This window comes from Tsuneonella litorea (genome assembly GCF_025154015.1).
GTDB classification, from domain to species: Bacteria; Pseudomonadota; Alphaproteobacteria; order Sphingomonadales; family Sphingomonadaceae; genus Tsuneonella; species Tsuneonella litorea.
The window spans coordinates 110181-135529 of sequence record NZ_JAOAMV010000007.1; the positions used below are offsets into that span (position 1 = coordinate 110181).

Annotated in this window: 26 protein-coding genes; 14 read left to right on the forward strand and 12 right to left on the reverse strand. The window is 68.6% G+C overall.

The features are described 5' to 3' along the window. Positions 1-11 precede the first annotated feature (11 nt). From N0B51_RS13380 to N0B51_RS13395, 4 genes are read left to right on the forward strand one after another with little or no spacing between them, the layout of a single operon-like run. The gene (locus N0B51_RS13380; protein ID WP_259963051.1) at positions 12-638 is read left to right on the forward strand and encodes a lysophospholipid acyltransferase family protein; all 627 of its coding nucleotides are present in this window, start codon (positions 12-14) and stop codon (positions 636-638) included. Next, positions 635-1429, forward strand: a complete 795-nt coding sequence (locus tag N0B51_RS13385) for a DUF1295 domain-containing protein (protein ID WP_259963053.1) — start codon at positions 635-637, stop codon at positions 1427-1429. Before N0B51_RS13380 ends, N0B51_RS13385 begins: the two co-directional genes overlap by 4 nt. 58 nt (positions 1430-1487) lie before the next feature. Further along, the gene (locus N0B51_RS13390; protein WP_259963055.1) at positions 1488-2000 is read left to right on the forward strand and encodes a copper resistance protein NlpE; all 513 of its coding nucleotides are present in this window, start codon (positions 1488-1490) and stop codon (positions 1998-2000) included. A gap of 58 nt (positions 2001-2058) precedes the next feature. After that, positions 2059-2691: a hypothetical protein gene (locus N0B51_RS13395; RefSeq protein WP_259963057.1), complete on the forward strand. Its 633-nt coding sequence runs from the start codon at positions 2059-2061 to the stop codon at positions 2689-2691. Between the two features lie 12 nt (positions 2692-2703). On the opposite strand, the gene N0B51_RS13400 is transcribed toward N0B51_RS13395, so the two are convergent. After that, on the reverse strand, positions 2704-4482 hold the full coding sequence (locus tag N0B51_RS13400) for a bifunctional metallophosphatase/5'-nucleotidase (protein ID WP_259963059.1): 1779 nt from the start codon (positions 4480-4482) through the stop codon (positions 2704-2706). A gap of 239 nt (positions 4483-4721) precedes the next feature. Continuing rightward, on the reverse strand, positions 4722-7256 hold the full coding sequence (gene gyrB / locus N0B51_RS13405; RefSeq protein WP_259963061.1) for a DNA topoisomerase (ATP-hydrolyzing) subunit B: 2535 nt from the start codon (positions 7254-7256) through the stop codon (positions 4722-4724). A 105-nt stretch (positions 7257-7361) separates the two neighbouring features. Here gyrB and N0B51_RS13410 point away from each other — a divergent pair, with 105 nt between their 5' ends. The 3 genes from N0B51_RS13410 (at position 7362) to N0B51_RS13420 (ending at position 10322) form a co-directional block, all read left to right on the forward strand. Beyond that, positions 7362-8783, forward strand: a complete 1422-nt coding sequence (locus tag N0B51_RS13410; protein WP_259963063.1) for a M20/M25/M40 family metallo-hydrolase — start codon at positions 7362-7364, stop codon at positions 8781-8783. 178 nt (positions 8784-8961) lie between these two features. Beyond that, positions 8962-9399, forward strand: a complete 438-nt coding sequence (locus N0B51_RS13415) for a type 2 periplasmic-binding domain-containing protein (RefSeq protein ID WP_259963065.1) — start codon at positions 8962-8964, stop codon at positions 9397-9399. Further along, the gene (locus N0B51_RS13420; RefSeq protein ID WP_259963068.1) at positions 9396-10322 is read left to right on the forward strand and encodes a cation efflux transmembrane domain-containing protein; all 927 of its coding nucleotides are present in this window, start codon (positions 9396-9398) and stop codon (positions 10320-10322) included. Before N0B51_RS13415 ends, N0B51_RS13420 begins: the two co-directional genes overlap by 4 nt. Before the next feature lie 22 nt (positions 10323-10344). Here N0B51_RS13420 and N0B51_RS13425 read toward each other — a convergent pair whose 3' ends face one another. Beyond that, positions 10345-11172 carry a PIG-L family deacetylase gene (locus N0B51_RS13425; RefSeq protein WP_259963070.1) on the reverse strand — a complete coding sequence of 276 codons (828 nt, stop codon included), beginning with the start codon at positions 11170-11172 and terminating at the stop codon, positions 10345-10347. 76 nt (positions 11173-11248) lie between these two features. Between N0B51_RS13425 and N0B51_RS13430 the strand changes: the two genes are divergently transcribed. After that, positions 11249-12811: a class I adenylate-forming enzyme family protein gene (locus tag N0B51_RS13430; protein ID WP_259963071.1), complete on the forward strand. Its 1563-nt coding sequence runs from the start codon at positions 11249-11251 to the stop codon at positions 12809-12811. A 579-nt stretch (positions 12812-13390) separates the two neighbouring features. Here the strand turns inward: N0B51_RS13430 and N0B51_RS13435 are convergent. Beyond that, positions 13391-14632 (reverse strand): TCR/Tet family MFS transporter, encoded by a 1242-nt coding sequence (locus tag N0B51_RS13435; protein WP_259963073.1) that lies wholly within the window; start codon positions 14630-14632, stop codon positions 13391-13393. Positions 14633-14774: 142 nt separating this feature from the next. Between N0B51_RS13435 and guaA the strand changes: the two genes are divergently transcribed. From guaA to N0B51_RS13450, 3 genes are read left to right on the forward strand one after another with little or no spacing between them, the layout of a single operon-like run. Then, positions 14775-16349 carry a glutamine-hydrolyzing GMP synthase gene (gene guaA / locus N0B51_RS13440; RefSeq protein ID WP_259963075.1) on the forward strand — a complete coding sequence of 525 codons (1575 nt, stop codon included), beginning with the start codon at positions 14775-14777 and terminating at the stop codon, positions 16347-16349. A 7-nt stretch (positions 16350-16356) separates the two neighbouring features. Continuing rightward, positions 16357-17046, forward strand: coding sequence for an endonuclease III domain-containing protein (locus tag N0B51_RS13445; RefSeq protein WP_259963077.1), 690 nt, complete (start codon positions 16357-16359; stop codon positions 17044-17046). Beyond that, positions 17019-17810, forward strand: coding sequence for a kinase (locus N0B51_RS13450; protein WP_259963079.1), 792 nt, complete (start codon positions 17019-17021; stop codon positions 17808-17810). Before N0B51_RS13445 ends, N0B51_RS13450 begins: the two co-directional genes overlap by 28 nt. Here N0B51_RS13450 and N0B51_RS13455 read toward each other — a convergent pair. Next, positions 17807-18784: an oxidoreductase gene (locus N0B51_RS13455; RefSeq protein ID WP_259963081.1), complete on the reverse strand. Its 978-nt coding sequence runs from the start codon at positions 18782-18784 to the stop codon at positions 17807-17809. The two genes, N0B51_RS13450 and N0B51_RS13455, sit on opposite strands and share 4 nt — an antisense overlap. A 162-nt stretch (positions 18785-18946) precedes the next feature. On the opposite strand from N0B51_RS13455, the gene N0B51_RS13460 reads away from it, so the two are divergent. After that, positions 18947-19405: a CHRD domain-containing protein gene (locus tag N0B51_RS13460; RefSeq protein ID WP_259963083.1), complete on the forward strand. Its 459-nt coding sequence runs from the start codon at positions 18947-18949 to the stop codon at positions 19403-19405. A 1-nt stretch (position 19406) separates the two neighbouring features. On the opposite strand, the gene N0B51_RS13465 is transcribed toward N0B51_RS13460, so the two are convergent. Genes N0B51_RS13465 through N0B51_RS13485 form a run of 5 tightly spaced genes read right to left on the reverse strand, consistent with a single transcriptional unit; the run spans position 19407 to position 22572 of the window. Next, positions 19407-19955, reverse strand: coding sequence for a DUF924 family protein (locus N0B51_RS13465; RefSeq protein WP_259963086.1), 549 nt, complete (start codon positions 19953-19955; stop codon positions 19407-19409). Between the two features lie 14 nt (positions 19956-19969). Next, positions 19970-20374 carry a hypothetical protein gene (locus N0B51_RS13470; protein ID WP_259963087.1) on the reverse strand — a complete coding sequence of 135 codons (405 nt, stop codon included), beginning with the start codon at positions 20372-20374 and terminating at the stop codon, positions 19970-19972. A 12-nt stretch (positions 20375-20386) separates the two neighbouring features. Further along, positions 20387-20800, reverse strand: a complete 414-nt coding sequence (locus tag N0B51_RS13475; RefSeq protein ID WP_259963089.1) for a hypothetical protein — start codon at positions 20798-20800, stop codon at positions 20387-20389. 47 nt (positions 20801-20847) lie between these two features. Next, positions 20848-22269, reverse strand: a complete 1422-nt coding sequence (tldD, locus tag N0B51_RS13480) for a metalloprotease TldD (RefSeq protein WP_259963091.1) — start codon at positions 22267-22269, stop codon at positions 20848-20850. 42 nt (positions 22270-22311) lie between these two features. Next, positions 22312-22572, reverse strand: coding sequence for a zinc-finger domain-containing protein (locus N0B51_RS13485; protein ID WP_259963093.1), 261 nt, complete (start codon positions 22570-22572; stop codon positions 22312-22314). A gap of 56 nt (positions 22573-22628) precedes the next feature. Here N0B51_RS13485 and N0B51_RS13490 point away from each other — a divergent pair, with 56 nt between their 5' ends. Together N0B51_RS13490 and N0B51_RS13495 are read left to right on the forward strand one after the other, a co-directional pair. After that, positions 22629-23567, forward strand: coding sequence for an ABC transporter ATP-binding protein (locus N0B51_RS13490; protein ID WP_259963095.1), 939 nt, complete (start codon positions 22629-22631; stop codon positions 23565-23567). After that, the gene (locus tag N0B51_RS13495; protein WP_259963097.1) at positions 23557-24309 is read left to right on the forward strand and encodes a class I SAM-dependent methyltransferase; all 753 of its coding nucleotides are present in this window, start codon (positions 23557-23559) and stop codon (positions 24307-24309) included. Before N0B51_RS13490 ends, N0B51_RS13495 begins: the two co-directional genes overlap by 11 nt. Here N0B51_RS13495 and N0B51_RS13500 read toward each other — a convergent pair. Next, on the reverse strand, positions 24306-24494 hold the full coding sequence (locus tag N0B51_RS13500) for a hypothetical protein (RefSeq protein WP_259963099.1): 189 nt from the start codon (positions 24492-24494) through the stop codon (positions 24306-24308). The genes N0B51_RS13495 and N0B51_RS13500 overlap by 4 nt on opposite strands. A gap of 124 nt (positions 24495-24618) precedes the next feature. Next, positions 24619-25349: CE1 family esterase (locus tag N0B51_RS13505; RefSeq protein WP_259963100.1), on the reverse strand; the 731-nt coding region annotated here is incomplete at its 5' end.

A 25349-nucleotide genomic window follows, 5' to 3' on the forward strand; every position in this document is an offset into this window, starting at 1 on the left:
GGGAGAGCTACATGGCGGCGAGAGGCACGAATGCCGGACACAGGGCGACCCTGCTCTCGCGGCTTGTCCGGCGGCGTTTGATCGCGCTCTATCGCTGGAAGGGCTGGACGCTCGAAGGCGGGCATCCCGGCGTGCCGAAGTTCGTCATCACCGGTGCGCCGCACACCTCGAACTGGGATTTCGTGTTCTTCATCGGCGCGACGCACACGCTCGGCATCCGCCCCAGCTTCATGGGCAAGCACACGCTTTTCAAGTGGCCGATGACGCGGTTCATGGAAGACATGGGCGGCATCTCGGTCGATCGCTCGCAGCGCGGATCGAACTATGTCGAGCAGGTCGCGCACGCGTTCGCGCAGGCCGACGAGCTGGCACTGGTCGTCGCGCCCGAGGGAACGCGCAGCACCGATGGCGAATGGCGCTCGGGCTTCTGGCACATCGCCCGCGCGGCGGGCGTGCCGATCGTGCCGGCCTGGGTCGACAACGCGACCATGATCGGCGGGTTGGGCGAACCGATCTGGCCGAGCGACGACCTTGCCGCAGACCTTGCGCGGCTGGCCGAATTCTATCGCGCGAAGTTACCCGGGTGCGGCCGGTTCGAACGTCTCGCGGCACAGGCGGAAAGGATGGGTGGGGAATGATCGAAGGGCTGCTGGGCAACGCGGTGATCCTGCTGGGGCTCGTGCTCCTGCTGTGGGCGGTTTCGCTTCAGATAAACGACGTGTCGTTCATCGACGCGTTCTGGGGCGGGGGAATGGCGCTGCTGGCGCTGGCAAGCTGGCTGCGGCTGGCCGATCCCGGCCCGCTCGCCACGCTGCTCATGGCAATGACAGTGTTGTGGGGCGGCCGCCTTGCGATCCACCTGTTCCGCCGCTGGCGGCGCGAGGGCGAGGACCCGCGCTATGCCCGGATGATGCGCAAGCCCCGCGAGCAGGGGCGGTTCGCGATCGCCGCGCTGACCCAGGTGTTCCTCGGCCAGGCTGTGCTGCTGTTCATCGTCTCCAGCCCGGCGCAGGCCGGGATCATCGCGGCGGGCGCCGTCCAGCCGATCAGCGGGCTCGCGCTCGTCGGCCTCGCGCTCTGGCTGGTCGGCATCTTCTTCGAATGGGTCGGCGACTGGCAGCTCGCCCGCTTTCGCGCCGATCCCGCCAGCAAGGGCGAAGTGATGGACCGCGGGCTGTGGCGCTATACCCGGCATCCCAATTACTTCGGCGACGCCTGCGCGTGGTGGGGCATCTGGCTCGCCGCCGCCAGCGCGGGGTGGTGGATCGCCGCATGGACGGTGGTCGGGCCTCTGTTCCTGACCTTCACCCTCACGCGCTGGTCGGGCAAGCCGCTGCTCGAGGCGGGCATGGCCAAGCGCCGGCCGGGATATGCCGACTATGTCCGGCGCACCTCGGGATTCTTTCCCCTGCCGCCGAAGAAGACCTGAAACATCGGGCCCACTCGTCCGTTGGAATCGGCACAGACGATCGTTTCGGAGAGATTTCATGCGCCTCGCAACTGCCCTTCCGCTCGCCGCGCCGCTTGCCCTTGCGCTCGCGGCGTGCGGCGACACCGCGCCCGCCGACACGGCCGATACCGACACCGCGGGCGTCGACGTCAATCTGCCGCAGGTCGATCCGCGGTTCCCCTCAGTCGCCCCGGATGCGCGCACCAGCGTCAACTACGCGGGCACCTATGCCCAGCCGGTTGGCGGCGGCGAGCGCGCGATCACGCTGCGGACCGACGGCACCTACGTCATGCGCGATCCCGACGGGACCGAGACGAGCGGCACCTACAACTGGTACGACGACAACAGCCGCATCCTGATCAAGGCTGGCGGCGAGAACCAGGTCTACGCGATCGCCGACGGCGCGCTGTACCGGATGCCCGACGAGAACGCCTCGACCACCGGGACGATGACCGAGGCGCAGACCTATCGCCGGGTGATCGGGCCGGGCGGTCCGATGGGCGCGAGCGGTAGCGCGAAGGCCGGCGACGCGTCAGGAACCACGCAATAGCCCCTTCAAACCGTCCACCCGCTCGCCTACAATCGCAGGATCGTACGGGAGTTTGGCAATGGGCGGCAGCGGGATCGATCCCGAAAGCGAGAGGGACCGGCTGGTCCGCACCGCTATGCGCATGATCGAGGAGCGCGGCGACGAGGTGACCCGGACCGCGCTGGCGGCGGGCGCAGGCGTTCCGCGTGCCCGGATCGAGGCGTTGTTTCCCGAGGAAACCGACCTGTTCGACGCGATCGTCGAACGCTGGTTCGTCGATCACGTCGCGATCATGGAAGACGTGCTGGCGAGCGACCTGCCGCCCAATCGCAAGATGTACGAATTCTTCGTCCGCCGCTTTCGCCTCCAGCGCGAGCGGTTCCGGGCCGACCCGGCGGCGTTCAAGGTCTATTGCGAACTCGGCGCCGCGCATTTCGAGCGCGTGCGCAGCTATGTCGACCTGGCCGACCACTACCTGTGCGAGCTGATCGCGCAGGCCCAGGCGGAGGGCGCTTTCGAGGGGCTGGCAATCGACGACGCGTTGAGCCTGATCAACCAGATGGTGCTGCCCTACACGATGGCCGACGTCCTCACCTACATGGAGCCCCGGCTCAGCGAGGAGAAGCTCGCCAAGATCGTCGACACGCTGTTCGCCGGGCTCAGCGCGGTCGACGGTGGCGCTCGCGGGATCAAGGGCCTGCGCGCGGCCTAGCGGCTTTCGCCGTCAGTTCGGCGTGACGTCGACGTTGCGGTTTTCATCCGGCACGCGGCGCGCAGGCTTCGAGGCGATCCAGCCTTGCAGCGCCTCGACATCGACCGCGCCGCGGACCGCGTCGCGCCCATTGGCGAACAGGGTGAAGCTGTCGCCCCCCTGGGCGAGGAAGTTGCTCACCGTCACGCGATAGGTCGCCGCCGGATCGACCGGCTTGCCGTTCAGCGTCATCCCCACGATCCGCTGCCCGATCGGCCGCGACAGGTCGTAGCGATAGGCGAAACCCTGCGACGGGGTCAGTGCCTGCAGCGGGGCCTGATCGTCAAAACCCTGTTCCAGCACCGCCTTCAGTTCCGCTCCGGTCAGGCTGAATGTCACCAGTTCGTTGTTGAACGGCTGAATCTGGTAGAGCTGGGCGAAGGTCAGCGCCCCGTCGGCGTCGGGATCGAGGACGTGGGGCGCGCGAATCCCGAACGGGTTCATGAACGCGATCTGCGCTCCTGCGCCGCGGGTCGCCGCCAGCTGGGCGTCGGCGATGAGGTTGCCCAGCGCCCCGCCCTCGCGCGAGGCGTCGCCGCCGGCGCGCGTCGCCGGACCAGCGAGCCAGCCGACCTTGCGGGCCGAAAACGATTTCGATGCTTCGACGAACCTGGCGACATAGGCGGCCACGTCGGGGCGTGGCTCGAACCGCGGAACGAGATCGGTATTGCCGCGAACGCCGCTCGTGGCGGTGTAGGGCACGCTCTGCACGATCACGTTGGCCGCCTTCTTGGCGACCACGCGGCTCGCGACGGGATCGATCGTGAGGGTAATGTCGGTCACGAGCGTGCCGTAGACCCCCGCGCTCGTCAGCAGGAGCGGACTCGAGCGGCCCGGCAGGTCGCGCTCGCAGACGTAGGCCCAGTGCGTGTGTCCCGAGACCACCACGTCCACCTTGGGCGAGACCCGGTCGAGGATCGGCAGGATCTCGCCGGCCAGCCCGTCGCAGCCCTGCGGGTCGGGATCGCCGGACGTGCGCCCGCCCTGGTGCACCAGCACGACCACCGCGTCCGCGCCGCCCGCGCGCAGCGAGTCGGCCGCGCGGTTGATCGCATCGGCCTCGTCGTCGAAGGTCAGGCCGGCGACAGCCTCCGGCAGGACGAGCCCGGGCGTGCCCTTGAGGGTCAGGCCAACGAAACCGACGGTCACCGCGCCTGCGCCCGTGCCGAACGTGCGCGTGCCGGTGGCAGGAAACAGCGTTTCGCCGCTTTCGGTCGTGACATTGGCGGCAAGGTAACGAAAACGCGCGCCGGCGAAGGGTTCGACCGCGCACGGCTCGCGCCGGGTGTGCTTGTCGCAGCCGCCGGTCTGCAGGCGCAGAAGCTCGGCACGCCCGCGATCGAATTCGTGGTTGCCGACCGCGTTGAAGTCGAGCCCGATCAGGTTCATCGCGCCGACCGCCGGTTCGTCGAGAAAGAGCGACGAGGCGAACTGCGAGGCGCTGGTGAGATCGCCCGCCGATACGGTGACCGAGTGGCGATGGCCCGCGCGCAGCGCGTCGACGGCCGAGGCGAGCCAGGCAGCCCCGCCTGCCGGCACGCCGAAGGTATTTCCGTCAGGGGCCGGCATGAAGACCGACTGGCGCGGCGGCTCGATTGCGCCGTGGAAGTCATTGATCGCTAGGATTCCGACCTCGACCGGCGGGGGCGGAGCGGCGGGAACCGTTGCGCAGGCGGCCAGCGCAGCGAACAGGCCCGCGACGATTGCGCGAGCGGGGCGGAGAGCGAGGGGCGATCGGGGAATGTGCGACATGGCCCGCGAATGCCCGTGAGCGAGCCCCTTCGCAAGCGGATGTTATTCGACCGGCAGGTGGAACGTTCGGGGCCTGACTCTTGTTAGTCTTCCGCCGGCATATTCCGGAGAAGGGACAAGAAATGTACGCCGACACGCTCGTCATTGCCGCGCTTTTCGCGCTGGTGCTGGCGGTCGGCGCGATTCTTTTTGTGCTCTTTCGCGGCCGCCGCTGACCGGGCGTTCGTGCGCCGGGGGGATCAGACGTCGAGGTTCGCGACGTTCAGCGCGTTCTCCTGGATGAATTCCCGCCGCGGTTCGACCACGTCGCCCATCAGGCGGGTGAAGATCTCGTCGGTCACGTCGGCGTCCTCGACCTTCACCTGCAGGAGCGCGCGGTTATCGGGATCGAGCGTGGTCTCCCACAACTGTTCGGCGTTCATCTCGCCCAGGCCCTTGTAGCGGCTGACCGACAGGCCCTTGCGGCCCGCGGCGAGCACCGCGTCGAGCAACTGCGTCGGCCGGGTGATCGTGCCTTCGCGCTGGAGCGGCGCGGCGCCGGCTTCGTCCTCGGCGTCGTCGGTCGCAGGTTCGCCTTCAGCCTCCGGATCCGCATCGCCGGTTCCGCGCGCGAACTCGCTCGGCCGGGCGAAGGCGTCGGCGTGCTCCTCGGCGACCCGGTGGAGCTTGCGCGCCTCGGCACTGTCGATGAACTTGGCCTCGATCTCGTGCACGTCGGTCACCCCGCGCCAGCGGCGCGCGAAGGCGATCGACCCGTCGTCGCGGCGCACGACCGACCACGCGGCCTCGGGATCGCCCATCCCGAGCCGCTGGGCGGCGTATTCGAGCGCCCGCATCCGGGTGTCCGCGTCGAGCGCGGGATCGAACGCGCCGGCAAGCGCCATGTGCTCGATCACGGCGGGATCGTACTTGCGCGGGACGAACCCGAGCAGGCTGCGGATGCGCAGCGCATAATCGACCAGACTCCTGAGGTCCTCGCCCGAACGCGCCCCTTCGCCGGTCTCGAGCACACGGCCCTGCAGCCCGGCCTCGACCAGATGGCGGTCGAGCGCAGCCTGATCCTTGAGGTAGACCTCGCTGCGGCCCTTGCTGACCTTGAACAGCGGCGGCTGGGCGATGTAGAGATGCCCCGCCTTGATGATCTCGGGCATCTGGCGGTGGAAAAACGTCAGCAGCAGCGTGCGGATGTGCGCACCGTCGACGTCGGCGTCGGTCATGATGACGATCTTGTGGTAGCGCAGCTTTTCTAGGTTGAACTCGTCGCGCAGGCCGGTGCCCATCGCCTGGATCAGCGTGCCGACTTCCTTCGAGGAGATGATCCGGTCGAACCGGGCGCGCTCGACGTTGAGGATCTTGCCCTTGAGCGGCAGGATCGCCTGGTACTTCGAATCGCGGCCCGACTTGGCCGAGCCGCCGGCGCTGTCACCCTCGACCAGGAAGATTTCGCACTTCGCCGGATCGCGCTCGCGGCAGTCGGACAGCTTGCCCGGCAGCGAGGCGACCGACATCGCGCCCTTGCGGCTCATCTCGCGCGCCCGGCGGGCGGCCTCGCGCGCGGCGGCGGCGTCGACGATCTTCTGGATGATCGCCTTGGCATCGGCCGGATTTTCCTCGAGCCACTCGTTCATCTTCTCGCCCATCAGCGATTCGAGTGGCTGGCGGACTTCCGAGCTGACCAGCTTGTCCTTGGTCTGCGACGAGAACTTGGGATCGGGCAGCTTGACCGACACGATCGCGGTCAGGCCCTCGCGCATGTCCTCGCCCGACAGCGAGACCTTCTCCTTCTTGAGCAGGCCCGTGCGCTCGGCGTAGGCGTTGAGCGTGCGGGTCAGCGCGGCGCGGAACGCGGCGAGGTGCGTGCCGCCGTCGCGCTGCGGAATGTTGTTCGTGAAGCAGAGCACGTTCTCGTAGTACGAGTCGTTCCACTCCAGCGCGACGTCGATGCCGATGCCATCCTTGTCGGCCGAAACCGAGATCGGTTCGGGCACGAGCGGCTGCTTGTTGCGGTCGAGGTACTTCACGAACGCGGCGATTCCGCCCTCGTAATAGAGGTCGTGTTCGAGCGGCTCCTCGTGACGCTTGTCGACGAGCTTGATGCGCACGCCGGAATTGAGGAACGCGAGCTCGCGGTAGCGGTGCTCGAGCTTCTCGAAATCGAACTCGGTGACGTTCTTGAACGTCCCGGTCGAGGGCATGAAGGTCACGCGCGTGCCGTTGCGGTCGCGCCCCGCGGGACCCTTGACCACCAGCGGAGCAACCGCGTCGCCGTTCTCGAACCGCATCCAGTGCTCCTTGCCGTCGCGCCAGATCGTCAGCTCGAGCCATTCGCTGAGTGCATTGACCACCGACACGCCGACCCCGTGCAGCCCGCCCGAGACCTTGTAGGCGTTGTCTTCGCTGGTGTTCTCGAACTTCCCGCCCGCGTGAAGCTGGGTCATGATGACCTCGGCGGCGGAAACGCCCTCTTCCTTGTGCATGTCGACCGGGATGCCACGCCCGTTGTCCTCGACGCTCACCGAGCCGTCGGGGTTGAGCTCGATCAGCACGAGGTCGCAGTGACCCGCCAGCGCTTCGTCGATGGCGTTGTCGCTGACTTCGAACACCATGTGGTGCAGGCCCGATCCGTCGTCGGTGTCGCCGATGTACATGCCGGGCCGCTTGCGCACGGCGTCGAGGCCCTTGAGGACCTTGATCGAATCGGCGCCGTATCCGGCCTGGCCGGAACCGTTTTCTAGGGGGGGATTCGCGCCCTGCTCGGGAGTGTTCTCGCTCATGCCGATCATATAGGCATCGAGGGACCGTTTAGGAACCATTCCCGGCCCCTTCCATCCACAGCCGATTGGTGCTGAAAGGCGCGCTGTCCAGATGGGGAGAATTGCATGAAATACGCGATGCTTGCGGCACTTGCCGGCGTCCTTGCGGCGTCGCCGGTGACGGCGCAGATGACGATCGTGCCGATGGGGCCGCTGCGGCCCGACCAGGCGCGCTTCTTCGAGCTCTACAAGGAGCTTGTCGAGACCGACACCTCGCTGCCCGACGGAAGCTGTACGCAAGCTGCCGCGCAGCTCGAAGCACGGCTCAGGGCGGCCGGCTTCACCGACGACCAGCTGACGCCCTTCTCGGTACCCGAACACCCCAACGATGGGGGCCTCGTGGCGGTGCTGCCGGGCACCTCGAAGACGCTGAAGCCGATGCTGCTGCTGGCGCACATCGATGTCGTCGCCGCCAAGCGCTCCGACTGGGAGCGCGATCCGTTCAAGCTGGTCGAGGAGAACGGGTACTATTACGCCCGCGGAATCGCCGACGACAAGTTCCAGGCCGCCGTCTGGACCGACACGCTGATCCGGCTGAAGCAGGGCGGCCACAAGCCCAAGCGCACGATCAAGCTGGCGCTGACCTGCGGCGAGGAAACCGACAACGCGTTCAACGGGGCCGAGTATCTGGCGAAGGAGCGCCTCCCGCTGATCGACGCGGCATTCGCGCTCAACGAAGGGGGTGGTGGACGCACCGACGGAGCCGGTCGCCTGATGGTCCAGACCGTGCAGGTCGGCGAGAAGGTCTACCAGGACTACAAGCTCGTCGCGACCAACCCCGGCGGACACAGCAGCCAGCCGGTCCCGCAGAACGCGATCTACGACATGTCCGAGGCGCTGCTGAAGATCGGCGCGTACGACTTTCCGGCCGAATTCAACGACACCACCCGCGCTTTCTTCGCCAAGGCCGGCGCGCTGCGCGGCGACGAGATCGGCAAGGCGATGGTCGCGCTGACCAAAGACCTGGGCGATGCGCAGGCAATGACCATCGTCAACCGCGACAAGGCGCTGCATTCGATGCTGCGCACGACCTGCGTCGCCACGTTGATCGACGGGGGGCACGCCCTCAACGCGTTGCCCCAGCGGGTCGAGGCGAACGTCAACTGCCGCATCTTTCCCGGCCACACCCGTGGGGAAATCCGGGATGCGCTCGCCGGGATCATCGGCAACGACAAGATCACCATCGCCTATGGCCGCGACGACAAGCCGGTAGCCAAGAACCCGCCGCTCGACCCGGCGATCATCGGCCCGATCGAGAAGCTTGCCGCGAAGCACTTTCCCGGTGTGCCGGTCATTCCCACCATGTCCACCGGCGCGACCGACGGGGTCTATACCGGCGGGGCGGGCATTCCGACCTACGGCGTGCCGAGCGCGTGGGGCGACCCGGACGGAAACGGCACCCATGGCCTCAACGAACGGCTCAACGTGCGCGGCGTCTACACCGGGCGCGACTACCTGTTCGACCTGGTGAAGGAACTCGCCGGCTAGGACAGCGGGCGGCTCGGCCGCACGGCCCGGCGGGGGCGCATCGCCTCCGCCGGGCACCGCCACGGCAAATGAGCGGGCCGGCCAGAAAGGCCCGGAACCAGCAGCCCCGCGCCTTCATTGTGAAAGGCGTAGCCCGAGACCGTCTCGGGCTTCGTTCGAAGCGAACGGGGGCCATGCCGTGATCACGTCCAGACCGTCAGACCTGTTCATCGTCACTGCCGCTTGCGCGGTGCTGTCCGCCTGTTCGCTGCCGCGCGATCCAAGCGGGACGCAGGACCGGGTCGAGCGCAGCGGCACCCTGCGGTTGGGGATCGTCGAAGGCGCCAGTATCGATCCGCCCAGCCGCCAGACTCTCGCCCGGCTCACCGAGCGGACCGGTGCCCGGCCGGAAATTGTCAGGGGTGACAGCGAGGCGCTGCTCACGCAGCTCAAGCGGGGCAAACTCGATCTCGTCTACGGCGAGTTTGCGCAATCTTCGCCGTGGAGCAAGGAGGTGCACTTCTCCACCGCGCAGGGCGCAGTGGGCAAGGTGCCCAAGGGTGTGCCTGCCCCGCGCTTCGCGGCGATGAACGGCGAGAACGGCTGGATCATGGCGGTCGGGGAGGCGAGCCGGTGAGCGAACTGCCCAGCCCGATCAGGCAGGACTTCAGGAACGCCAAGCGGCTCGAGTGGTGGACCCTCGGGTGGATGAGCACCGTGGTCGTCATCATGTATCTGACGATGGGCGCCAGCCAGGCGATGAAGACTGCCTTCTTCGAGGACATCCTCGGCCTCATTCCGGCGATCACCTTCCTCGTCTCCGCGCACCTCGAGCCGCGCGCGCCAACCCGCAAGTTTCCCTTCGGCTACCTGCGGGCCAATTCGTTGGCCTTCTTCGCGTCGGCCGTGGTGCTGTGCTTCATGGGCATCTACCTGATCTGGACGAACGGGACGGGCCTGATGAAGGCGGAGCACCCGACCATCCCCCCGGTCACGTTCTTCGGCGAAACCTTCTGGCTCGGCTGGCTGATGATCGCGGCGCTGGCCTACTCGATCGTTCCCCCGGTAATCCTCGGGCGGCTCAAGCAACCCATTGCCAGGCGTTTGCGCGACAAGGTGCTGTTCACCGATTCGCTGATGCAGAAGGCCGACTGGCAGACCGGCGCGGCCGGTATCGCCGGAATTGCGGGCATCGCGCTGGGGCTGTGGTGGGCCGACAGCCTGGCCGCGCTCCTGATCGCGATCGGGATCCTCAAGGACGGCATCGACGCGACGCGAAGCGCGTCGGCCGAACTCGTCGATGGCGCACCCCGCCGGCTCGAAGGCAATGGCCTGTCCGAAGAGGCCGTGCGGCTGCAGGACCGGCTGGAGAAGCACTGGCCGGATGGCACGGTGCGGATCCGCGAATCGGGCCGGTACCTGTTCGCCACGGTCGACGGGGTGGTGACGCCCGGTGACATCCCGTCGAACGAGGAGCTGATGGGCGACGATCCGACATGGCGGCTCGGCAGGTTGTCGTTCACGCCGCCGGGCAAGCAGGAGCCGGGGTCGGGCTGGTAGCCGGCCGGGCCGGAAGGGATGCCTATCGGGCCGGCCGAGCGAGGTCGAACAGGTCCTCACCCGCCGCAGGGTCGAGCGCGGGCCGGAAGTGGACACCGTCCTTCCACACGCTCGACCCGAACAGCGCGGGGAGCGCGGCGCGGCTGGCCGCGTCGTACTGACTCGCGTGGCACTCGAACGCGCGGGCCGCTGCCGCGAGGTCGCCAGCCGTGAAGCGAGAACGGACGGTCAGCAGGTCGGGCGCGGTTTCGGCCCAGCCCATCGCCGCGATCTGCGGCTGGTCGGGCAGCGAGCCGCGCTCCATCGCGGCATAGAGCAGCAGGGGACGGCGATCCGCGCCGGCGACGACCTGCGTCACGACCGCGGTGACCAGCCGGTGATCGGGATGGCCGTATCCCCCGTCCGGCCCCCAGGTGATGACGATGTCCGGGCGCTCGTCCGCAAGCGTCGCGGCCAGGCTGTCGCGCAGGCGGCCCAGGGTGCCGGCGGGCGGGCGGACGATCTCGCCGAGCTTGCCGTCGCCGAAATCGTAGAGGATCGGGTCGGCGGCCCCCAGCGCGCGGCTGGCGCAGACCGCCTCCTCGGTGCGGCGTGCGGCGATCGCCGGACCGGGCGCGAGCGTCGTTTCCGGGGCCGAGGCGTCTCCGCGCGTGGCATAGACGATCCGCACGCGCGCGCCGCGCCGCGCGGCGTTGGCGAGCGCCGGAGACACGACGCTCTCGTCGTCCGGGTGGGCGAACACGGCGAGGATGCGCGGCGTCGCCGTGCGCGCCGCGGGCGCCGAGGCCGGGCCCGGCGGCGCGGAGGCGGCGCAGCCGGCCAGGAGGGGAAGCAGGAAAAGGGTTCTCATGGCCCTGACCTAGACCCGTGTCCTGCCGCTCGCAAAGCCCCTTGTCAGCCCGTCCCGCGCGGCTAGCGTACCGCGGATGACGAAACAGGACATCGCCGCCCGCCTCGCCGAACCGTTCGGCGCATTCTTGAAGGTGCTCGCTGACTGGGCGGCCGTCCAGCCGGACAAGCCCGCGCTGCGCGACGAAGGCGGCGAGCTAGCGTGGTCCGAACTCGACGAGCGGATCGAGCGGATCGCCGCGCGGCTGCAGGCCGATGGACTCGAGCAGGGCCAGTCGGTGGCGATACTGGGCACGTCGACGATCGCCTACGCGCTGGTCTTTCTCGCCGCGGTCCGCGCTGGCGGGGTCGCCGCGCCGCTGACGACCAGCGCGACCGCCGATCAGCTCGCCGCCATGGCCGCCGACAGCGGCGCAGCCCACATCTTCATCGACCGAGCCAAGCTGGGCGAACTGGGCGAAGACTGCTTTGCGGGCCTGTCGAAGATCGTGCTCGACGAGGATCTCGCCGAATGGATGGCGCCAGCGGGCACGCGTGCCGCGCCGGCCGAGCCGGGCCCCGAGGACCCGTTCAACATCATCTATTCGTCAGGCACGACCGGGATGCCCAAGGGGATCGTGCAGTCACACCAGATGCGCTGGCGCCAGTTCGCGCGGACCGCGTCGAGCCTGCTCGAAGCGGGCGCCGAGGTCGTCAGCCTCGCCTCCACGCCGCTCTATTCGAACACGACGATGGTCGCCTTCCTCGCCCCGCTGCTTGCAGGGGGCACCGTGCGGATCATCGGCAAGTTCGACTGCGGCCGGTGGCTCGCCCATGCCGAGGCCGACCGGACGACGATGACGATGCTCGTTCCCGTCCAGTACCAGCGGTTGATGGACTATCCCGATTTCGACCGGTTCGACCTGTCGGCGCTGCAGCTGAAGTACTGCACCTCGGCGCCGTTTTCCGCCGAGCTCAAGCGCGAGGTGCTCGCGCGGATGCCCGGCGCGCTGATCGAGATCTACTCGATGACCGAGGGCGGAGTGGTCTGCCTGCTGCCCGCGCACGAGTTTCCGGACAAACTGCACACCGTCGGCCGGCCCGCGCCGGGCAGCGAGCTCAAGGTTCTCGACGACGACGACAACGAGGTTCCCGCCGGCACCGCAGGGCACCTCGTCGGCCGGTCGGGGACGATGATGTCGGGCTATCGCAACCAGGCCGAGAAGACCCGCGAAGGATACTGGACCGATCCGGCCACGGGCGAGACCTGGCAGCGGATGGGCGACATCGGGCGGATCGACGGCGATGGCTTCGTCGAACTCGTCGGGCGCGCCAAGGACATGATCATATCTGGCGGCTTCAACATCTACCCGGCCGATCTCGAGGCGGCGCTCGAAGCCGACCCACGGGTGGCGGAAGCGGCGGTTGTCGGGGTGCCGAGCCGGGCCTGGGGCGAGACGCCGGTGGGCTTCGTCCGGCTGGCGCGCGGGTTCGACCAGCGCCACCTGCCCGCGATCCTGGCCGAGACCAACGGCAAGCTGGGCAAGACCCAGCGGCTGGCGGCGCTTCACGCGATCGACGAAATGCCGCGCAGCCACCTCGGCAAGCTGCTCAAGAGCGACCTGCGCGAAATGGCCGCGGACATGGAACAACCGGCCTAGCCGGGTCGAGGACGTTCACCCGGGGCGGGTCACACGGCCCTTGTGTAAGCGGCCTTCGTTCGCAGCCCTGCGCGTGCAGCCTGCCTCAGGCGATGGTCGCGCCCAGGGTGAGGGTGCTGATCGCGCTGGCGGTCAGGAAGGCGAGAAGGTGGACGAGGATACGCATCGAAAATCTCCGGATGAAAACGGCCGGCCCGCCTCGGGCTGACCCATGCCGGCGAAATAAGATTACGAGCGACTTTCCACTAATGACAAGAAGTGGACGTGAGTTGCGTTTCGCTCACTGGTGCCGGGAGAGGAGAGCTCGCGGTCGTGACGCGACGGGCCGGGCGATCGGCAGAGGATGCGGCGGAGGTGGAAAGACGGGGCGGCGGCTGGGAGGGAGAGGAGATGCCGCCGCCCCGCTTTCTGTTCGCGGCCGCCGCTGGGGGCGGGGGCGAAGGTGCCTCTGGACCCGGGGGGACGTGGTCGGAGGCACGCACCGGGAAGCCGTTTTTCTTGGGGAGAGGACTGGCTTCGTCCGGTTCGGCGGCGGAAATAATGTTACGCGCCGGTTTTCACAAATGAGAAAACTGCGCGCTACGTTGCGTTTCGTGCAACTCGTCCGTCCGGGTCTGTGTCGCGCCTGGCACCGGCGATCGCGATTCCCATGGCACCGACGGCGATGGAAGCAGCGACCACGAGGGGCATGGCGGGAAAGTACACGATTGCCTGTGGCCCGGCGGTCTTTGCGAAGATCCCGGTGTAGAGCAGCGGTCCCGCGATCATGGCGAGACTTCCGATCGCCTGCGTGGCCCCCTGCAGCTCGCCCTGGCTCTCCGCGTTTACCGCCCGGCTGCTGAGCGCGTTGATCGAGGGCTGGACCAGTCCCTGGAGCCCGTTGAAGATCAGCGCCGCGTAGATGATCGGGTTCGACCGCACGAAGGCGAAGACCATCGTCGCCGTGAAGAGCGCCGCGACGCCCAGCACGATGGCGCGCACTTCTCCGATGCGCGGGATCAGCCAGCGCATCAGCAGCCCCTGGACCAGCGCGCTGCCGAGCCCGACCGCAGTCAGCGACAGGCCGATCTGCCCGACGCTCCAGCCATAGGCCTCGATCGCGAAGAACGCCCAGATCGACGGATAGACGGTGTGCGCAAGGCTCCACACCCCGAGCGCGGCGACGAACCACAGCACCGCCGGGTTCTGCCCCGAGAGCGCGCGGAGCGCCGCGAAGGCGTTGGCCCGCGCGAGGCGAAACGGTCGCCGGCGCTCCGCCGGCAGGCTCTCCCGAAGGAAGAAGAAGCCGAAGATCACGTTGGCAAACGCCATCCCCGCCGCAGCGAGGAACGGCACGCGCGGGCCGAATTCGCCAAGGAACCCGCCGAACGCCGGGCCGATGATGAAGCCGAAGCCGAACGCCATCCCCATCGTGCCGAACGCCGCTGCCCGGTCCTTCGGCCCGGTCACGTCGGCGATATAGGCATAGGCGGCCGAATAGTTCGCGCCGGTCAGGCCCGCGATCAGCCGTCCCACGACCAGCCAGCCAAGGCTCGGGGCGAGGCCTTGCAGGAGATAGTCGCAGCCGAACGCGAACAGGCTGGCGAGCAGGACCGGTCGCCGTCCGAAGCGGTCGGAGAGGTTGCCGATCACCGGCGCGCAGAGGAATTGCAGCGCCGCGTAGCCCGCGCCGAGCCAGCCGGCCCAGACCGCCGCGCTGTCGACCGGCAAGCGGCCGAGGTGCATGATGAGCTCGGGAAGGACCGGCATGACGAGGCCGAAGCCGATCATGTCGATCAGCACGACCGTGAACACGAACCAGACGCTGGCACGCCGCTGCATCGGACCTCCGCTGGCGCACGGGCCGGGGGCAACCGCGACGCGTTTCCCGGACTAGCGGGCGGGTCGCGGCGCGGCAATCGCCCTCGCATGAGCGGGGCCCCGGGGGCTGGACCTGAGCGGGGCCGCCGCCTAACGGCGCGGGATGGACCCAGCGCACGTTCCCGATTCCATCCTGATCGTCGATTTCGGCAGCCAGGTGACCCAGCTTATCGCCCGCCGGGTGCGCGAGGCCGGGGTCTATTCCGAGATCGCCCCGTTCACCCAGGCCGAGGAAGCGTTCGCGCGCCTTCGCCCCAGGGGCATCATCCTTTCCGGGTCGCCCGCCGGGGTGCCCGAGGAAGGCAGCCCCCGCGCGCCGCAGGTGCTGTTCGACAGCGGGCTTCCGATCCTCGGCATATGCTACGGCCAGCAGGTCATGACGCACCAGCTCGGCGGCCGGGTCGAGGCGGGCAACCAGGGCGAGTGGGAGGGCGAGTTCGGCCGTGCGTTCCTCACCGTCACCAGGGATTGCGCGCTGTTCGACGGGCTCTGGCAGGTCGGCGAGCGGCACCAGGTCTGGATGAGCCACGGCGACAAGGTCACCCGGTTCGCGCCCGGGTTCGAGATCGTCGCCACGTCGGACGGCGCACCCTTTGCCGTCATCGCCGACGAGGCGCGCAAGTACTACGGCACCCAGTTTCACCCCGAGGTGGTCCACACCCCCGACGGCGCGAAGCTGCTGGCGAATTTCGTCCACAAGGTCTGCGGCCTTGCGGGCGACTGGACGATGGCCGCCTATCGCGAGACCAAGATCGCGCAGATCCGCGAGCAGGTCGGTTCCGGCCGGGTGATCTGCGGCCTCAGCGGCGGCGTCGACAGCTCGGTCGCCGCGATCCTGATCCACGAGGCGATCGGCGAGCAGCTGACCTGCGTGTTCGTCGATCATGGCCTGCTGCGATTGAACGAGCGCGAGCAGGTCGAGCGGATGTTCCGCGACCACTACAACATCCCGCTGGTGGTGGTCGATGCCGAGGACCGGTTCATGGCGGGGCTCGAAGGGCTCACCGACCCCGAGAAGAAGCGCAAGTTCATTGGCGCCGAGTTCATCAACGTGTTCGAGGAAGAGGCGAAGAGGATCGGCGGCGCGGATTTCCTCGCGCAAGGGACGCTCTATCCCGACGTGATCGAGAGCGTCTCGTTCACCGGCGGGCCGAGCGTCACCATCAAGAGCCACCACAACGTGGGCGGCCTGCCCGAACGGATGGACATGGCGCTCGTCGAACCGTTGCGGGAACTGTTCAAGGACGAGGTCCGCGAGCTGGGCCGCGAGCTAGGCCTGCCCGAGATTTTCGTCGGCCGGCATCCCTTCCCCGGTCCCGGGCTCGCGATCCGCATTCCCGGCGCGGTCGACAAGGAACGCTGCGACATCCTGCGCAAGGCCGACGCGATCTACCTCGAGGAGATCCGCACCGCCGGGCTCTACGACGCGATCTGGCAGGCGTTCGCGGTGCTGCTCCCGGTGCGCACGGTCGGGGTAATGGGCGACTACCGCACCTACGATCACGTCCTTGCGCTGCGCGCGGTGACCAGCACCGACGGCATGACCGCCGACGTCTACCCGTTCGACAGCGCCTTCCTGTCCCGCGTGGCGACGCGCATCGTCAACGAGGTCAAGGGCGTGAACCGGGTGGTCTACGACTACACCAGCAAGCCGCCCGGCACGATCGAGTGGGAATAGGCGTTCGGTGACCGTGACCGTCACCGAAACACTCGAGCGATTGCAGGACGCGCTGGTCCAGCGGTTCGGCCGCAAGCGTCGCCGACCGAAGGACCGACGCAGCCCGGAATGGGCGCTGGTGCAGGGCCTGATCGGCTCGCGGATGCCGAGCGAGGCGTCGAGCGCGGTGGCGGACCGCGTCCTTGCCGAGTGCGGATCGTGGGATGCGGTCGCGGACCTTGCGCCCGATGCGCTGGCCAAGGCGCTTAAGGGCGTGCGGTTTCCCAACCAGTCGGCAAGGCGCGTGCACGGGGTACTGGGCGCGATCCGCGAGAAGGTGGGCCGGATCGACCTGTCGCTGCTCGAGGAGATGGACACGCCCGCCGCTGTCGCGTGGCTCGAGGCGCTGCCCGGCGCGGGGCCCAAGATCGCAGCGCAGGTCGTCAATACGACCACGCTCGACCGGCCGGCTCTGGTGCTCGACACGCACCATCTGCGCATCCTCGCCCGGCTGGGCCTGATCGGCGAGGGAGAGGATACCGGCAAGGTTTATGCCCGGCTGATGCCGCTGCTGCCCGCCGAATGGGATGCCGCGACGATCGACGAACATCACCAGCTGATGAAGGAACTGGGCCGCGAAATCTGCACGCCCAAGGCGCCTGGATGCGCCGATTGCCCCGCGCTGTCGCTATGCCCGACCGGACAGGCCCGGACCTGACCTGGCAGGCCGCGGACCGCGCGGTCGCCCGGGCGATCGCGGCGCGCCATGCCGCGCTCCGCCGCCCGGTGCTCGTCGGCCTTGCGGGCGCGCAAGGGTCGGGCAAGAGCACGATGGCGCCGCGCCTCGCCGCATTGCTCGCCGAGCTGGAATTGCGCACCGCGGTCCTCGCGCTCGACGATTTCTACCTGACTCGAGCCGAGCGGGCGGCGCTGGCGCGCGAAATCCACCCGCTGCTCGCCACGCGCGGCGTGCCCGGAACGCATGACACCGCGCTGCTGGCGGCCGCGCTCGACGCCCTGCTCGCCGGACGCATGGCCCGGGTGCCATGCTTCGACAAAGCCGCCGATGACCGGGCAGGCGCGCGCGATCTGGCCGGGCCGTTCGACGTGGTCCTGCTCGAAGGATGGTGCGTGGGCGCGCAGCCCGAAACCGCCGCCGAACTGGCGGAACCAATCAACGCGCTCGAGCGCGACGACGATCCGGACGGATCCTGGCGAAGCTGGGTCAATGCGCGTCTTGCCGGGGATTACGCGGCGCTGTTCGCTCGCATCGAACTGCGCGTGATGCTGCGGGCGCCGGATTTCGGCGTAGTCGAACGCTGGCGGGGCGAGCAGGAGGCGCAGCTCGGCGAGGCGGGCATGGGCCGCGAACGGATCGCGCGCTTCGTCGCGCACTACGAGCGGATCACGCGGCGGATGCTGGTCGATGCGCCCGCCGATCTCGTCATAGACCTCGATCGCGATCGGAGGCCGGTCTTCTAGGAGTGGAGCGCGATGGGCCGGAAGGTGACCCCCGTCATCTCTTCCGACTTGTCCCACAGCCGGGCGGCCAGTCCCGCGTCGCGCACGTGGGGGTGGACCCCGCCCATCGGCCTGTCGGCGCTCGCCGGCGCGGCCACGTCGCAATCCTCGCAATAGACCCCGCCCTTGCCCTCGAGCAGCGGCGAAGTCGCCGCCCACACGGTCGTCGCCGCGCCTTCCTCGGTGGTCTTGAAGCGTTCGTTGACGTTGCCCTCTGAGTCCATCCAGCCCATCGCGACCTGCTCCTCCTTCGACAGGTGGCGCTGGAGCGGGGTCATGATCCCGCCCGGGTGGACCGCGAAGGCACGCACCCCGTGGGGTTCGCCCAGCGTGTCGAGCTGAAGCGCGAACAGCGCGTTGGCGCTCTTGGCCCGGCCATAGGCAAGCCACTTGTCGTAGTCGTGCCGCTCGAAGTTGGGATCGTCGAGGTCGGGCGCGCCGAGGCGGTGGCCGATCGAGGACAGGACCACGACGCGGGCGGCCCCGGCGGCATCGAGCAGGGGCCAGAGCCGCGCGGTGAGCTGGAAATGTCCGAGGTGGTTGGTGGCGAACTGGCTCTCGTAGCCGCGCGCGTCGCGGGTGAGGTCGTTGGCCATGATCGCGGCGTTGTTGATCAGGATGTCGACGCGGTCCCAGCGGCTGGCGACCTCGTCGGCGAAGTCGTCGATCGATGCCGGATCGGCGAGGTCGAGCGGAAGGACCTCGATCGTGCCGTCCATCTCGCCCAGCACGTCCTCGGCCCGGTCCGTCCGCCGCGCGCCCACGATCACATGCGCGCCCGCGCCCGCGAGCGCGCGAACCGTCTCGGTGCCGATGCCCGAATAGCCGCCGGTCACGACGACGTGCCGGCCGGTCAGGTCGACCCCTGCGACGACTTCCTTCGCGGTCGAACGATAGCCGAAGGGCGATCCCAACGGTTGCTGCGGAGTGGTCATCGATACTCTCCTGGTCTCGTCTGCAGTGCCCGCATGGGCGCGGCGGCGGTGCCCGTCAATTCCGCGCGGCCGGAACGGACACGGCGCGCGGCCCGTTACCCCGGACATCAGCCGTACGGTGGAACGGCCGGATACCAACGACAATTGAGAGAGGTCGAAATCATGAACAGGACAACCAAGTTCGCCGTGGTCGCGCTGGCCGGATCGGTCGCGCTGGCCGGCTGCGCCACGCTCGAGGAGGAAGTCGTCGACGCAACGTCCGACACCTACAAGACGGTGCTGACGGGCGCCAACGAGGTCGGCGGCGGTGATCCCGACGGATACGGCCGCGCCGAAGTGTCGATATCGGACGCGTTCAACCAGGTCTGCTACGAACTGAAGGACTTGCGGGGCCTCGACACCATCACCGCCGCGCACATCCACTATGGCCGCGCCGGCACCAACGGGCCGCCGGTGTTCACCCTGACGAAGTCGAACGAAGGCCGCTGGCAGGGCTGCAAGGACGGCAGGGAGTGGACCGAGAACCGCCTGCAGGGCAACCCGGCGGACTTCTACGTCAACGTCCACACGACCGCTTATCCCAACGGCGCGATTCGCGGGCAGTTGAGCGACATGCAGTAATCTACCAGGCGTTCCCCGCCGCGACGGCCGCGCGCTCCCTGGGCGAAGAAACCCGGCCGAGCACGTCGTTGCGGTGGGGAAAGCGGCCGAACCGGGCGATCATCCGCCAGTGGTCGCGGGCGAACGCGAAGTTTTCCGGAATGGTGCGGAAATAGGCAAGGCTCGCGCGCTGGTCTGCGATCGCCTCGCTGTGCATCAATGGCATACCGGCGAACGCCCGGGCCTTGTGCGGGAGGTTCCGGTGCCACCCGCGCGCGATGAAGCCGCGCGCGATCGCCCGTGCAAGCGGATCGGTGGCATAGGCCCGCCCGGTCCCGCGATGAACGTTGCGGGGAACCTGGTCGAACAGCAGGATCGCCGCGAAGGCGGTCGGCCGCTCGCCGAGGAACGCGTGCGCAGGCCGCCCCGCCAGCATCCGCAGGTCGCGGGAAAACCGGCGCCTCACGCGCGCGTCAACAGCCGCTGACGCGCGCCACCACTGCGCCGGGCGCAGTTCGTGAAACCAGAAATGGAGCAGCTCCGCCGCCCACCGGCGCGATGCGCTGGCCATCGCCGGGCGGACGTTCAGTCGGCGCGGGTGTAAGGGACGAACTCGGTCAGGAACACGTTACCGGTGTACATTCCCGTTGATGCATCGAAGGTGGTGACGATGTCGTGGCGGCAGAGCGAAGATGCCTGCTTGCGGATCAGCAGCGCGTCCCAGCGGTTTAGGCTTTTCGGATTGACCGGGCGGTTGACCCATACGGTCTTGCCCCGGCCATAGACCAGCGCAGTCCCGTCGATGACCACCGAATCAGTGTTCGCGAAGGTCGTGATGCAGCTCTGCGGTTCGCCGGCCACGCGGCCTTCGAGAATCTTCGCCAGCTTCGCTTCGCCGGTCAGGCGCTCGCCTGCGATCGCGGGACCGGCGAGTCCGGCAACGAGCGCGGCCGCAGCGGCACTGGCGGCAAGTCGGATCGGGTAGCGCATGTGCGTCTCTCCTCAGCGTGCGGGCTTCTTGTAAGGGACAAACTCGGCCAGGAACAGCGTGGGACCGGGAATGTGCGATCCGCGTTCGTACAGATCGACGTGATCGAGCCTGCACAGCCCGTTTCCGCCCCACTTGTGGAAAACCGGCAAGTCCCAGTAGTCGAGCGTCCGGGCGCCGTCGGGCCGGTTCACGTAGAGCGTGTCGCCGCGGCGAAAGACCATCGCGGTGCCGTCGATGATCTGCACCCCGTCGCTGGCGCTGTCGCGGATGCAGTCGACCGGCTCGCCCGCGACGCGCCCTTCGAGCAGCGCGGCGAGTTCCTTCTCGCCCGCGGCCGAGCGGTCGGCGGCGCTGGCGGAGGATGCGACCACCAGGCTCGCCAGGATGGCGCCAGCGATGCCGATTTGCTTGTTCGAACGATTCATGCGGCAAACCGTATCATGCACGCGCTGAACCGAGGCTGACTCATCGTTCAGGCCGTGCCGCCGATGGTCAGGCCCGAAACCAGGAGGGTCGGCTGGCCGACCCCCGCCGGGACGGACTGGCCACCCTTGCCGCAGACCCCCACCCCTTCGTCGAGCGCCATGTCGTTGCCGATGCCGGTAACCCTGGTGAGAACGCTCGGCCCGTCGCCGATCAGCGTCGCGCCCTTGATCGGTGCGCCGAGCCGGCCGTCCTCGACGAGATAGGCCTCGGTGCAGCTGAAGGTGAACTTGCCGCTGACGATGTCGACCTGGCCGCCGCCGAAGCTCTTGGCGAAAATGCCCTTCTTGACCCGCGAAAGCAGTTCGGCCGGATCGTCCTTGCCGCCGCGCATGAACGTGTTGGTCATCCGCGGCATCGGCGCGTGGGCGTAGTTTTCCCGCCGGCCGTTGCCGGTCGGCGCAACGCCCATCAGCCGCGCGTTCATGCGGTCCTGCATGTAGCCCTTGAGCACGCCGTCCTCGATCAGCACGGTTTCCTGCGTCGGGGTGCCCTCGTCGTCGATCGTCAGCGAGCCGCGGCGGTGGGCGATGCTGCCGTCGTCGACCACGGTAACCCCCGGCGCGGCGACCCGCTGGCCGATCCGGCCCGAGAACGCACTCGTGCCCTTGCGGTTGAAATCGCCCTCAAGACCGTGACCCACCGCCTCGTGGAGCAGCACGCCGGGCCAGCCGGGACCGAGCAGCACCGTCATCTCCCCCGCCGGGGCCGGCACGCTTTCGAGGTTGGTGAGCGCCTGGTCGACCGCGGCGTCGACCGCGCGGCGCCAGCTCGCCAGCGCGAACAGCTCGTCGTAGAGGTAGCGCCCGCCGAAGCCGAAATTGCCGCTCTCGCGCCGACCGTTCGCCTCGGCGACGACCGAGACGTTGAGCCGGACCAGCGGGCGCACGTCGCGTGCGACGAAGCCGTCCGGCCGGACGATCTCGACCACGCTCCAGCTGGCCGACAGGCTTGCGGTCGCCTGGACCACGCGCGGATCGCGCGCGCGGGCGGCTGCGTCGATCTCCTCGAGCAGGCGGATCTTGGCTTCGAGCGGGATCGCGTCGAGCGGGCTTTCGTCGGTGTAGAGGTGGCGGTTCGAGCGCGGCGGCGGCGGCGCGAGCGGGTTCTTCGCGGGATCGAGCAGCCGCAGCGTCTCGCCCGCGCGGCGAATCGCTTCGGCGCTGATCTCGCTGGCGTGCGCGAAGCCGGTCATCTCGCCCGACACCCCGCGCAGGCCGAAGCCGGCATCGCGCGAATAGTCGCAGGTCTTCAGCCGCCCGTCGTCGAATACGAAGGCCTCGGTGGCGAGGAACTGGAGATAGAGCTCGCCGTCCTCGCAGGCCGACAACGTCTCGGCGGCGAGCGCCTTCGCCTCGTCGGGATCGAGCTTGCCGGACGCGTAGAGCTGGGCGTGGGGATCGACTGTCATGCGCCCGATATGGGCGCTTCGGCGCGCGTGCGCCAGCCCGCGTCAGCGGTAGCCCGGATCGCCGCCTTCGGAAATGTCGGGCAGGATCGACTGGTCGATCCCGTCGGCCGGGCCGCCTTCGAGCACGAAGCGCCGGTCGCAGTAGCCGCAATCGACGTAGCCATGCTCGTCGATCTCGAGCCAGACCTTGGGGTGGCCGAGCGCGGCGGGGCGGTAGTTCGCGCCGCTGCGGATGTCGGTCGCGCCGTCGCACCAGACACGGGTGGAGGTGACCTTGCTCACTTCGGGCGGCGGAATGCTCATGGGAAGGCGCCGTTACCGATATTGCGGCCCGCGCGCAACGCCTCTACTTGCGCCGGATGACCACGCCCCCCGCGATCCGCATCGACAACCTCGTCAAGCGCTATGCCGGGGCCAGGGGAGAGGAGGGCAAGCTTGCCCTCAAGGGGGTCAGCTTCGACGTGCCGCAGGGCGAGATCTTCGGCCTGCTGGGTCCCAACGGCGCGGGCAAGTCGACGCTGATCAACATCCTTGCCGGGCTGGTGATGAAGACCGCCGGACACGCCGAGATCTGGGGCTTCGACATCGATGCCAGCCCGCGCAACGCCAAGCGGTCGATCGGGATCGTGCCGCAGGAAATCGTCTTCGACCCGTTCTTCACCCCGTTCGAGGTGCTTGAGAACCAGGCCGGGTTCTACGGCGTTCCCAGGCGCGATCGCCGGTCGGAGGAACTGCTCGAGGCGGTGCGCCTCGCCGACAAGCGCGATGCCTATGCGCGCACCCTGTCGGGCGGGATGAAGCGGCGGCTGCTGGTCGCCAAGGCGATGGTCCATGCCCCGCCGATCCTCGTGCTCGACGAGCCGACGGCGGGGGTCGACGTCGACTTGCGCCGCCAGCTGTGGGAACTCGTCACCCGCCTCAATCGCGAGGGGGTCACGGTCGTGCTGACCACGCACTACCTCGAGGAAGCCGAGCAATTGTGCGACCGCATCGCGATCATCAACCACGGCGAACTGATCGCCAACAAGCCGACCCGCGAGATGCTGGGGATGATGGCGGAGAAAGTCGTCGAGGTCACCGTCGACCGCGACCTCGCCGCGCCGCCGGTCCACGCCGCCTTCAAGAAGAGCGAGAAGAAGGGCGACCGGACAGTCGAGATCACTTACGACAAGGACAAGATCACCGCCGGGCAGGTGCTCGGGCTGGTGCAGGAACAGGGCTTCGTGATCGAGGACGTGACCACCCGCGAGGCGGACCTCGAGGACGTGTTCGTCAGCCTGACCAGCGATGCCGTCTGAGGCAGCCGCCGGACCGATCTACGATACCATCGGGCTCGATTACGCGAACCTGCGCAAGGCCGACCCGCGGATCGCCGCGCTGATCGAGCACGCCCTCGGCGATGCGCGAACCGTGCTCAATGTCGGCGCGGGGACCGGCAACTACGAACCGGTTGGCCGCGCGGTCACCGCGCTCGAACCGTCGGCCGAAATGATTGCCCAGCGGCCAGCCGGTGCCGCTCCGGCGGTACAGGGCGTGGCCGAGGCATTGCCGTTCGCCGACGCCAGCTTCGATGCCGCGATGGGGGTGCTGACGGTCCACCACTGGTCGGACCCCGCGCGGGGCCTTCGGGAGATGCGGCGGGTTTCGCGCGGGCCGGTCGTGCTGCTGACCTTCGATCCCGACAGCCGGGCCGCGTGGATCCTCGACTACTGGCCGCAGCTTGCCGATCTCGACGCAGGCATCATGCCGAAGTTGTCGCTGTACGAAGAGGCGCTGGGGCCGGTCGAGATCGTCCCGGTGCCGATCCCTCACGATTGCACCGACGGGTTCCTCTACGCCTACTGGCGGCGCCCCGGTGCCTATCTCGACCCCACGGCCCGCCGGGCGATCTCGTCGTTCTGGAAGATCGAGGGCGTCGAGGCCGGGCTCGAGCAGCTCGCCGCCGACCTCGCGTCAGGCGCGTGGCGGGCGCGCCATGGCGACCTGCTGGTGCAGGACGCCATGGACGCCGGCTATCGCCTGGTTGTTTCGCGCGGTTAGTTGAGCATCCGGCCGCCGAGGCCGGCATCGGGCACGTACTGGACCGTCCAGTGATGCGGCGTGCTTTCTTCCATCGGCGTCGAGCAGTGCTTGCAGCGGCTGACCGAACCGCCGTGGATGCGGCGCACCTTGCCGAGGTCCACGCTGTGCCGGCCGAACGCGCACGCGAAGTGAGCGATTTTCATGTCTCTTGCGACCCTTCCCGTCCTTCGTCCCCTGTCGCGTTCGGGCTACGCGCCTGAACGGAGCGGTAAACGCGGAATCGGCGAGCCGTGGCTTTCTTGGCACGTCCCGACTGTGCGGGACGGGTCAGCGGCGATGGCGCGCGAAGAACGCCCAGAGCGAATCGTTGTCGGCGACCCACGAATGTCCGCCGCCGCTGACCATGTGGGCGATCACCTCCGCGCCTTGCCGGCATCCGCTCCAGCGATATTCCCAGCGGACCGGACCGAGCGCCCGTGCGGCCGGCCCCGCGCGGCATCCGTCGAGCGCGGCCCAGCGCGTCATTCCCGCGAGCATCGAATACTGCCAGTACCCGGCGCCGCCGCCGGCGACGGGGTTGGTCGTGTCGGCCTCTCCCGCGAAGGCCATCACCGGCACGGGACGCGAAGGCCGGCAGGTGGCCGGATCGGGCTGCGAGGGATCGGACGCAAGCGGATTGCCCGCGCGCAGACCCACGACCGGGGCGATGGCGGCGAACCGGTCGGACGCGACGCATCCCAGCCACGAGGTCATCCGCCCGCCGCCCGAGAGACCGGTCGCATATACCCGCCTCGGATCGATGCAGCCCCTGGCAGCGAGGAATTCGATTGCTTGCCCGACGAACGCCACGTCGTCGGGGTCCGCAGCGGTTGGAATCGTGCCCGCGATCGTGGGCACGCCGGGGATGTTCCAGGCGAACCCGCGGTCGAGCGCGATGCCCGCATTCGCCGCGGCAAGCACGAAACCGCGTTCGTCCGCTGTTGATGCTGTGGACGGCTCTCCATCCCCTCCCGCGCTATGAACGCGGGGTTGAGCTGGAAGGAGAGTCGAGATGGGCG

What these genes read in the sequence shown, in the direction of transcription:
- N0B51_RS13380 (WP_259963051.1), top strand. Translation starts at nt 12, where the DNA reads ATGGCGGCGAGAGGCACGAATGCCGGACACAGGGCGACCCTGCTCTCG.
- N0B51_RS13385 (WP_259963053.1), top strand. Translation starts at nt 635, where the DNA reads ATGATCGAAGGGCTGCTGGGCAACGCGGTGATCCTGCTGGGGCTCGTG.
- N0B51_RS13390 (WP_259963055.1), top strand. Translation starts at nt 1,488, where the DNA reads ATGCGCCTCGCAACTGCCCTTCCGCTCGCCGCGCCGCTTGCCCTTGCG.
- N0B51_RS13395 (WP_259963057.1), top strand. Translation starts at nt 2,059, where the DNA reads ATGGGCGGCAGCGGGATCGATCCCGAAAGCGAGAGGGACCGGCTGGTC.
- N0B51_RS13400 (WP_259963059.1), bottom strand. Translation starts at nt 4,482, where the DNA reads ATGTCGCACATTCCCCGATCGCCCCTCGCTCTCCGCCCCGCTCGCGCA.
- gyrB (WP_259963061.1), bottom strand. Translation starts at nt 7,256, where the DNA reads ATGAGCGAGAACACTCCCGAGCAGGGCGCGAATCCCCCCCTAGAAAAC.
- N0B51_RS13410 (WP_259963063.1), top strand. Translation starts at nt 7,362, where the DNA reads ATGAAATACGCGATGCTTGCGGCACTTGCCGGCGTCCTTGCGGCGTCG.
- N0B51_RS13425 (WP_259963070.1), bottom strand. Translation starts at nt 11,172, where the DNA reads ATGAGAACCCTTTTCCTGCTTCCCCTCCTGGCCGGCTGCGCCGCCTCC.
- N0B51_RS13430 (WP_259963071.1), top strand. Translation starts at nt 11,249, where the DNA reads ATGACGAAACAGGACATCGCCGCCCGCCTCGCCGAACCGTTCGGCGCA.
- N0B51_RS13435 (WP_259963073.1), bottom strand. Translation starts at nt 14,632, where the DNA reads ATGCAGCGGCGTGCCAGCGTCTGGTTCGTGTTCACGGTCGTGCTGATC.
- guaA (WP_259963075.1), top strand. Translation starts at nt 14,775, where the DNA reads ATGGACCCAGCGCACGTTCCCGATTCCATCCTGATCGTCGATTTCGGC.
- N0B51_RS13450 (WP_259963079.1), top strand. Translation starts at nt 17,019, where the DNA reads ATGCCCGACCGGACAGGCCCGGACCTGACCTGGCAGGCCGCGGACCGC.
- N0B51_RS13455 (WP_259963081.1), bottom strand. Translation starts at nt 18,784, where the DNA reads ATGACCACTCCGCAGCAACCGTTGGGATCGCCCTTCGGCTATCGTTCG.
- N0B51_RS13460 (WP_259963083.1), top strand. Translation starts at nt 18,947, where the DNA reads ATGAACAGGACAACCAAGTTCGCCGTGGTCGCGCTGGCCGGATCGGTC.
- N0B51_RS13465 (WP_259963086.1), bottom strand. Translation starts at nt 19,955, where the DNA reads ATGGCCAGCGCATCGCGCCGGTGGGCGGCGGAGCTGCTCCATTTCTGG.
- N0B51_RS13470 (WP_259963087.1), bottom strand. Translation starts at nt 20,374, where the DNA reads ATGCGCTACCCGATCCGACTTGCCGCCAGTGCCGCTGCGGCCGCGCTC.
- N0B51_RS13475 (WP_259963089.1), bottom strand. Translation starts at nt 20,800, where the DNA reads ATGAATCGTTCGAACAAGCAAATCGGCATCGCTGGCGCCATCCTGGCG.
- tldD (WP_259963091.1), bottom strand. Translation starts at nt 22,269, where the DNA reads ATGACAGTCGATCCCCACGCCCAGCTCTACGCGTCCGGCAAGCTCGAT.
- N0B51_RS13485 (WP_259963093.1), bottom strand. Translation starts at nt 22,572, where the DNA reads ATGAGCATTCCGCCGCCCGAAGTGAGCAAGGTCACCTCCACCCGTGTC.
- N0B51_RS13490 (WP_259963095.1), top strand. Translation starts at nt 22,629, where the DNA reads ATGACCACGCCCCCCGCGATCCGCATCGACAACCTCGTCAAGCGCTAT.
- N0B51_RS13495 (WP_259963097.1), top strand. Translation starts at nt 23,557, where the DNA reads ATGCCGTCTGAGGCAGCCGCCGGACCGATCTACGATACCATCGGGCTC.
- N0B51_RS13500 (WP_259963099.1), bottom strand. Translation starts at nt 24,494, where the DNA reads ATGAAAATCGCTCACTTCGCGTGCGCGTTCGGCCGGCACAGCGTGGAC.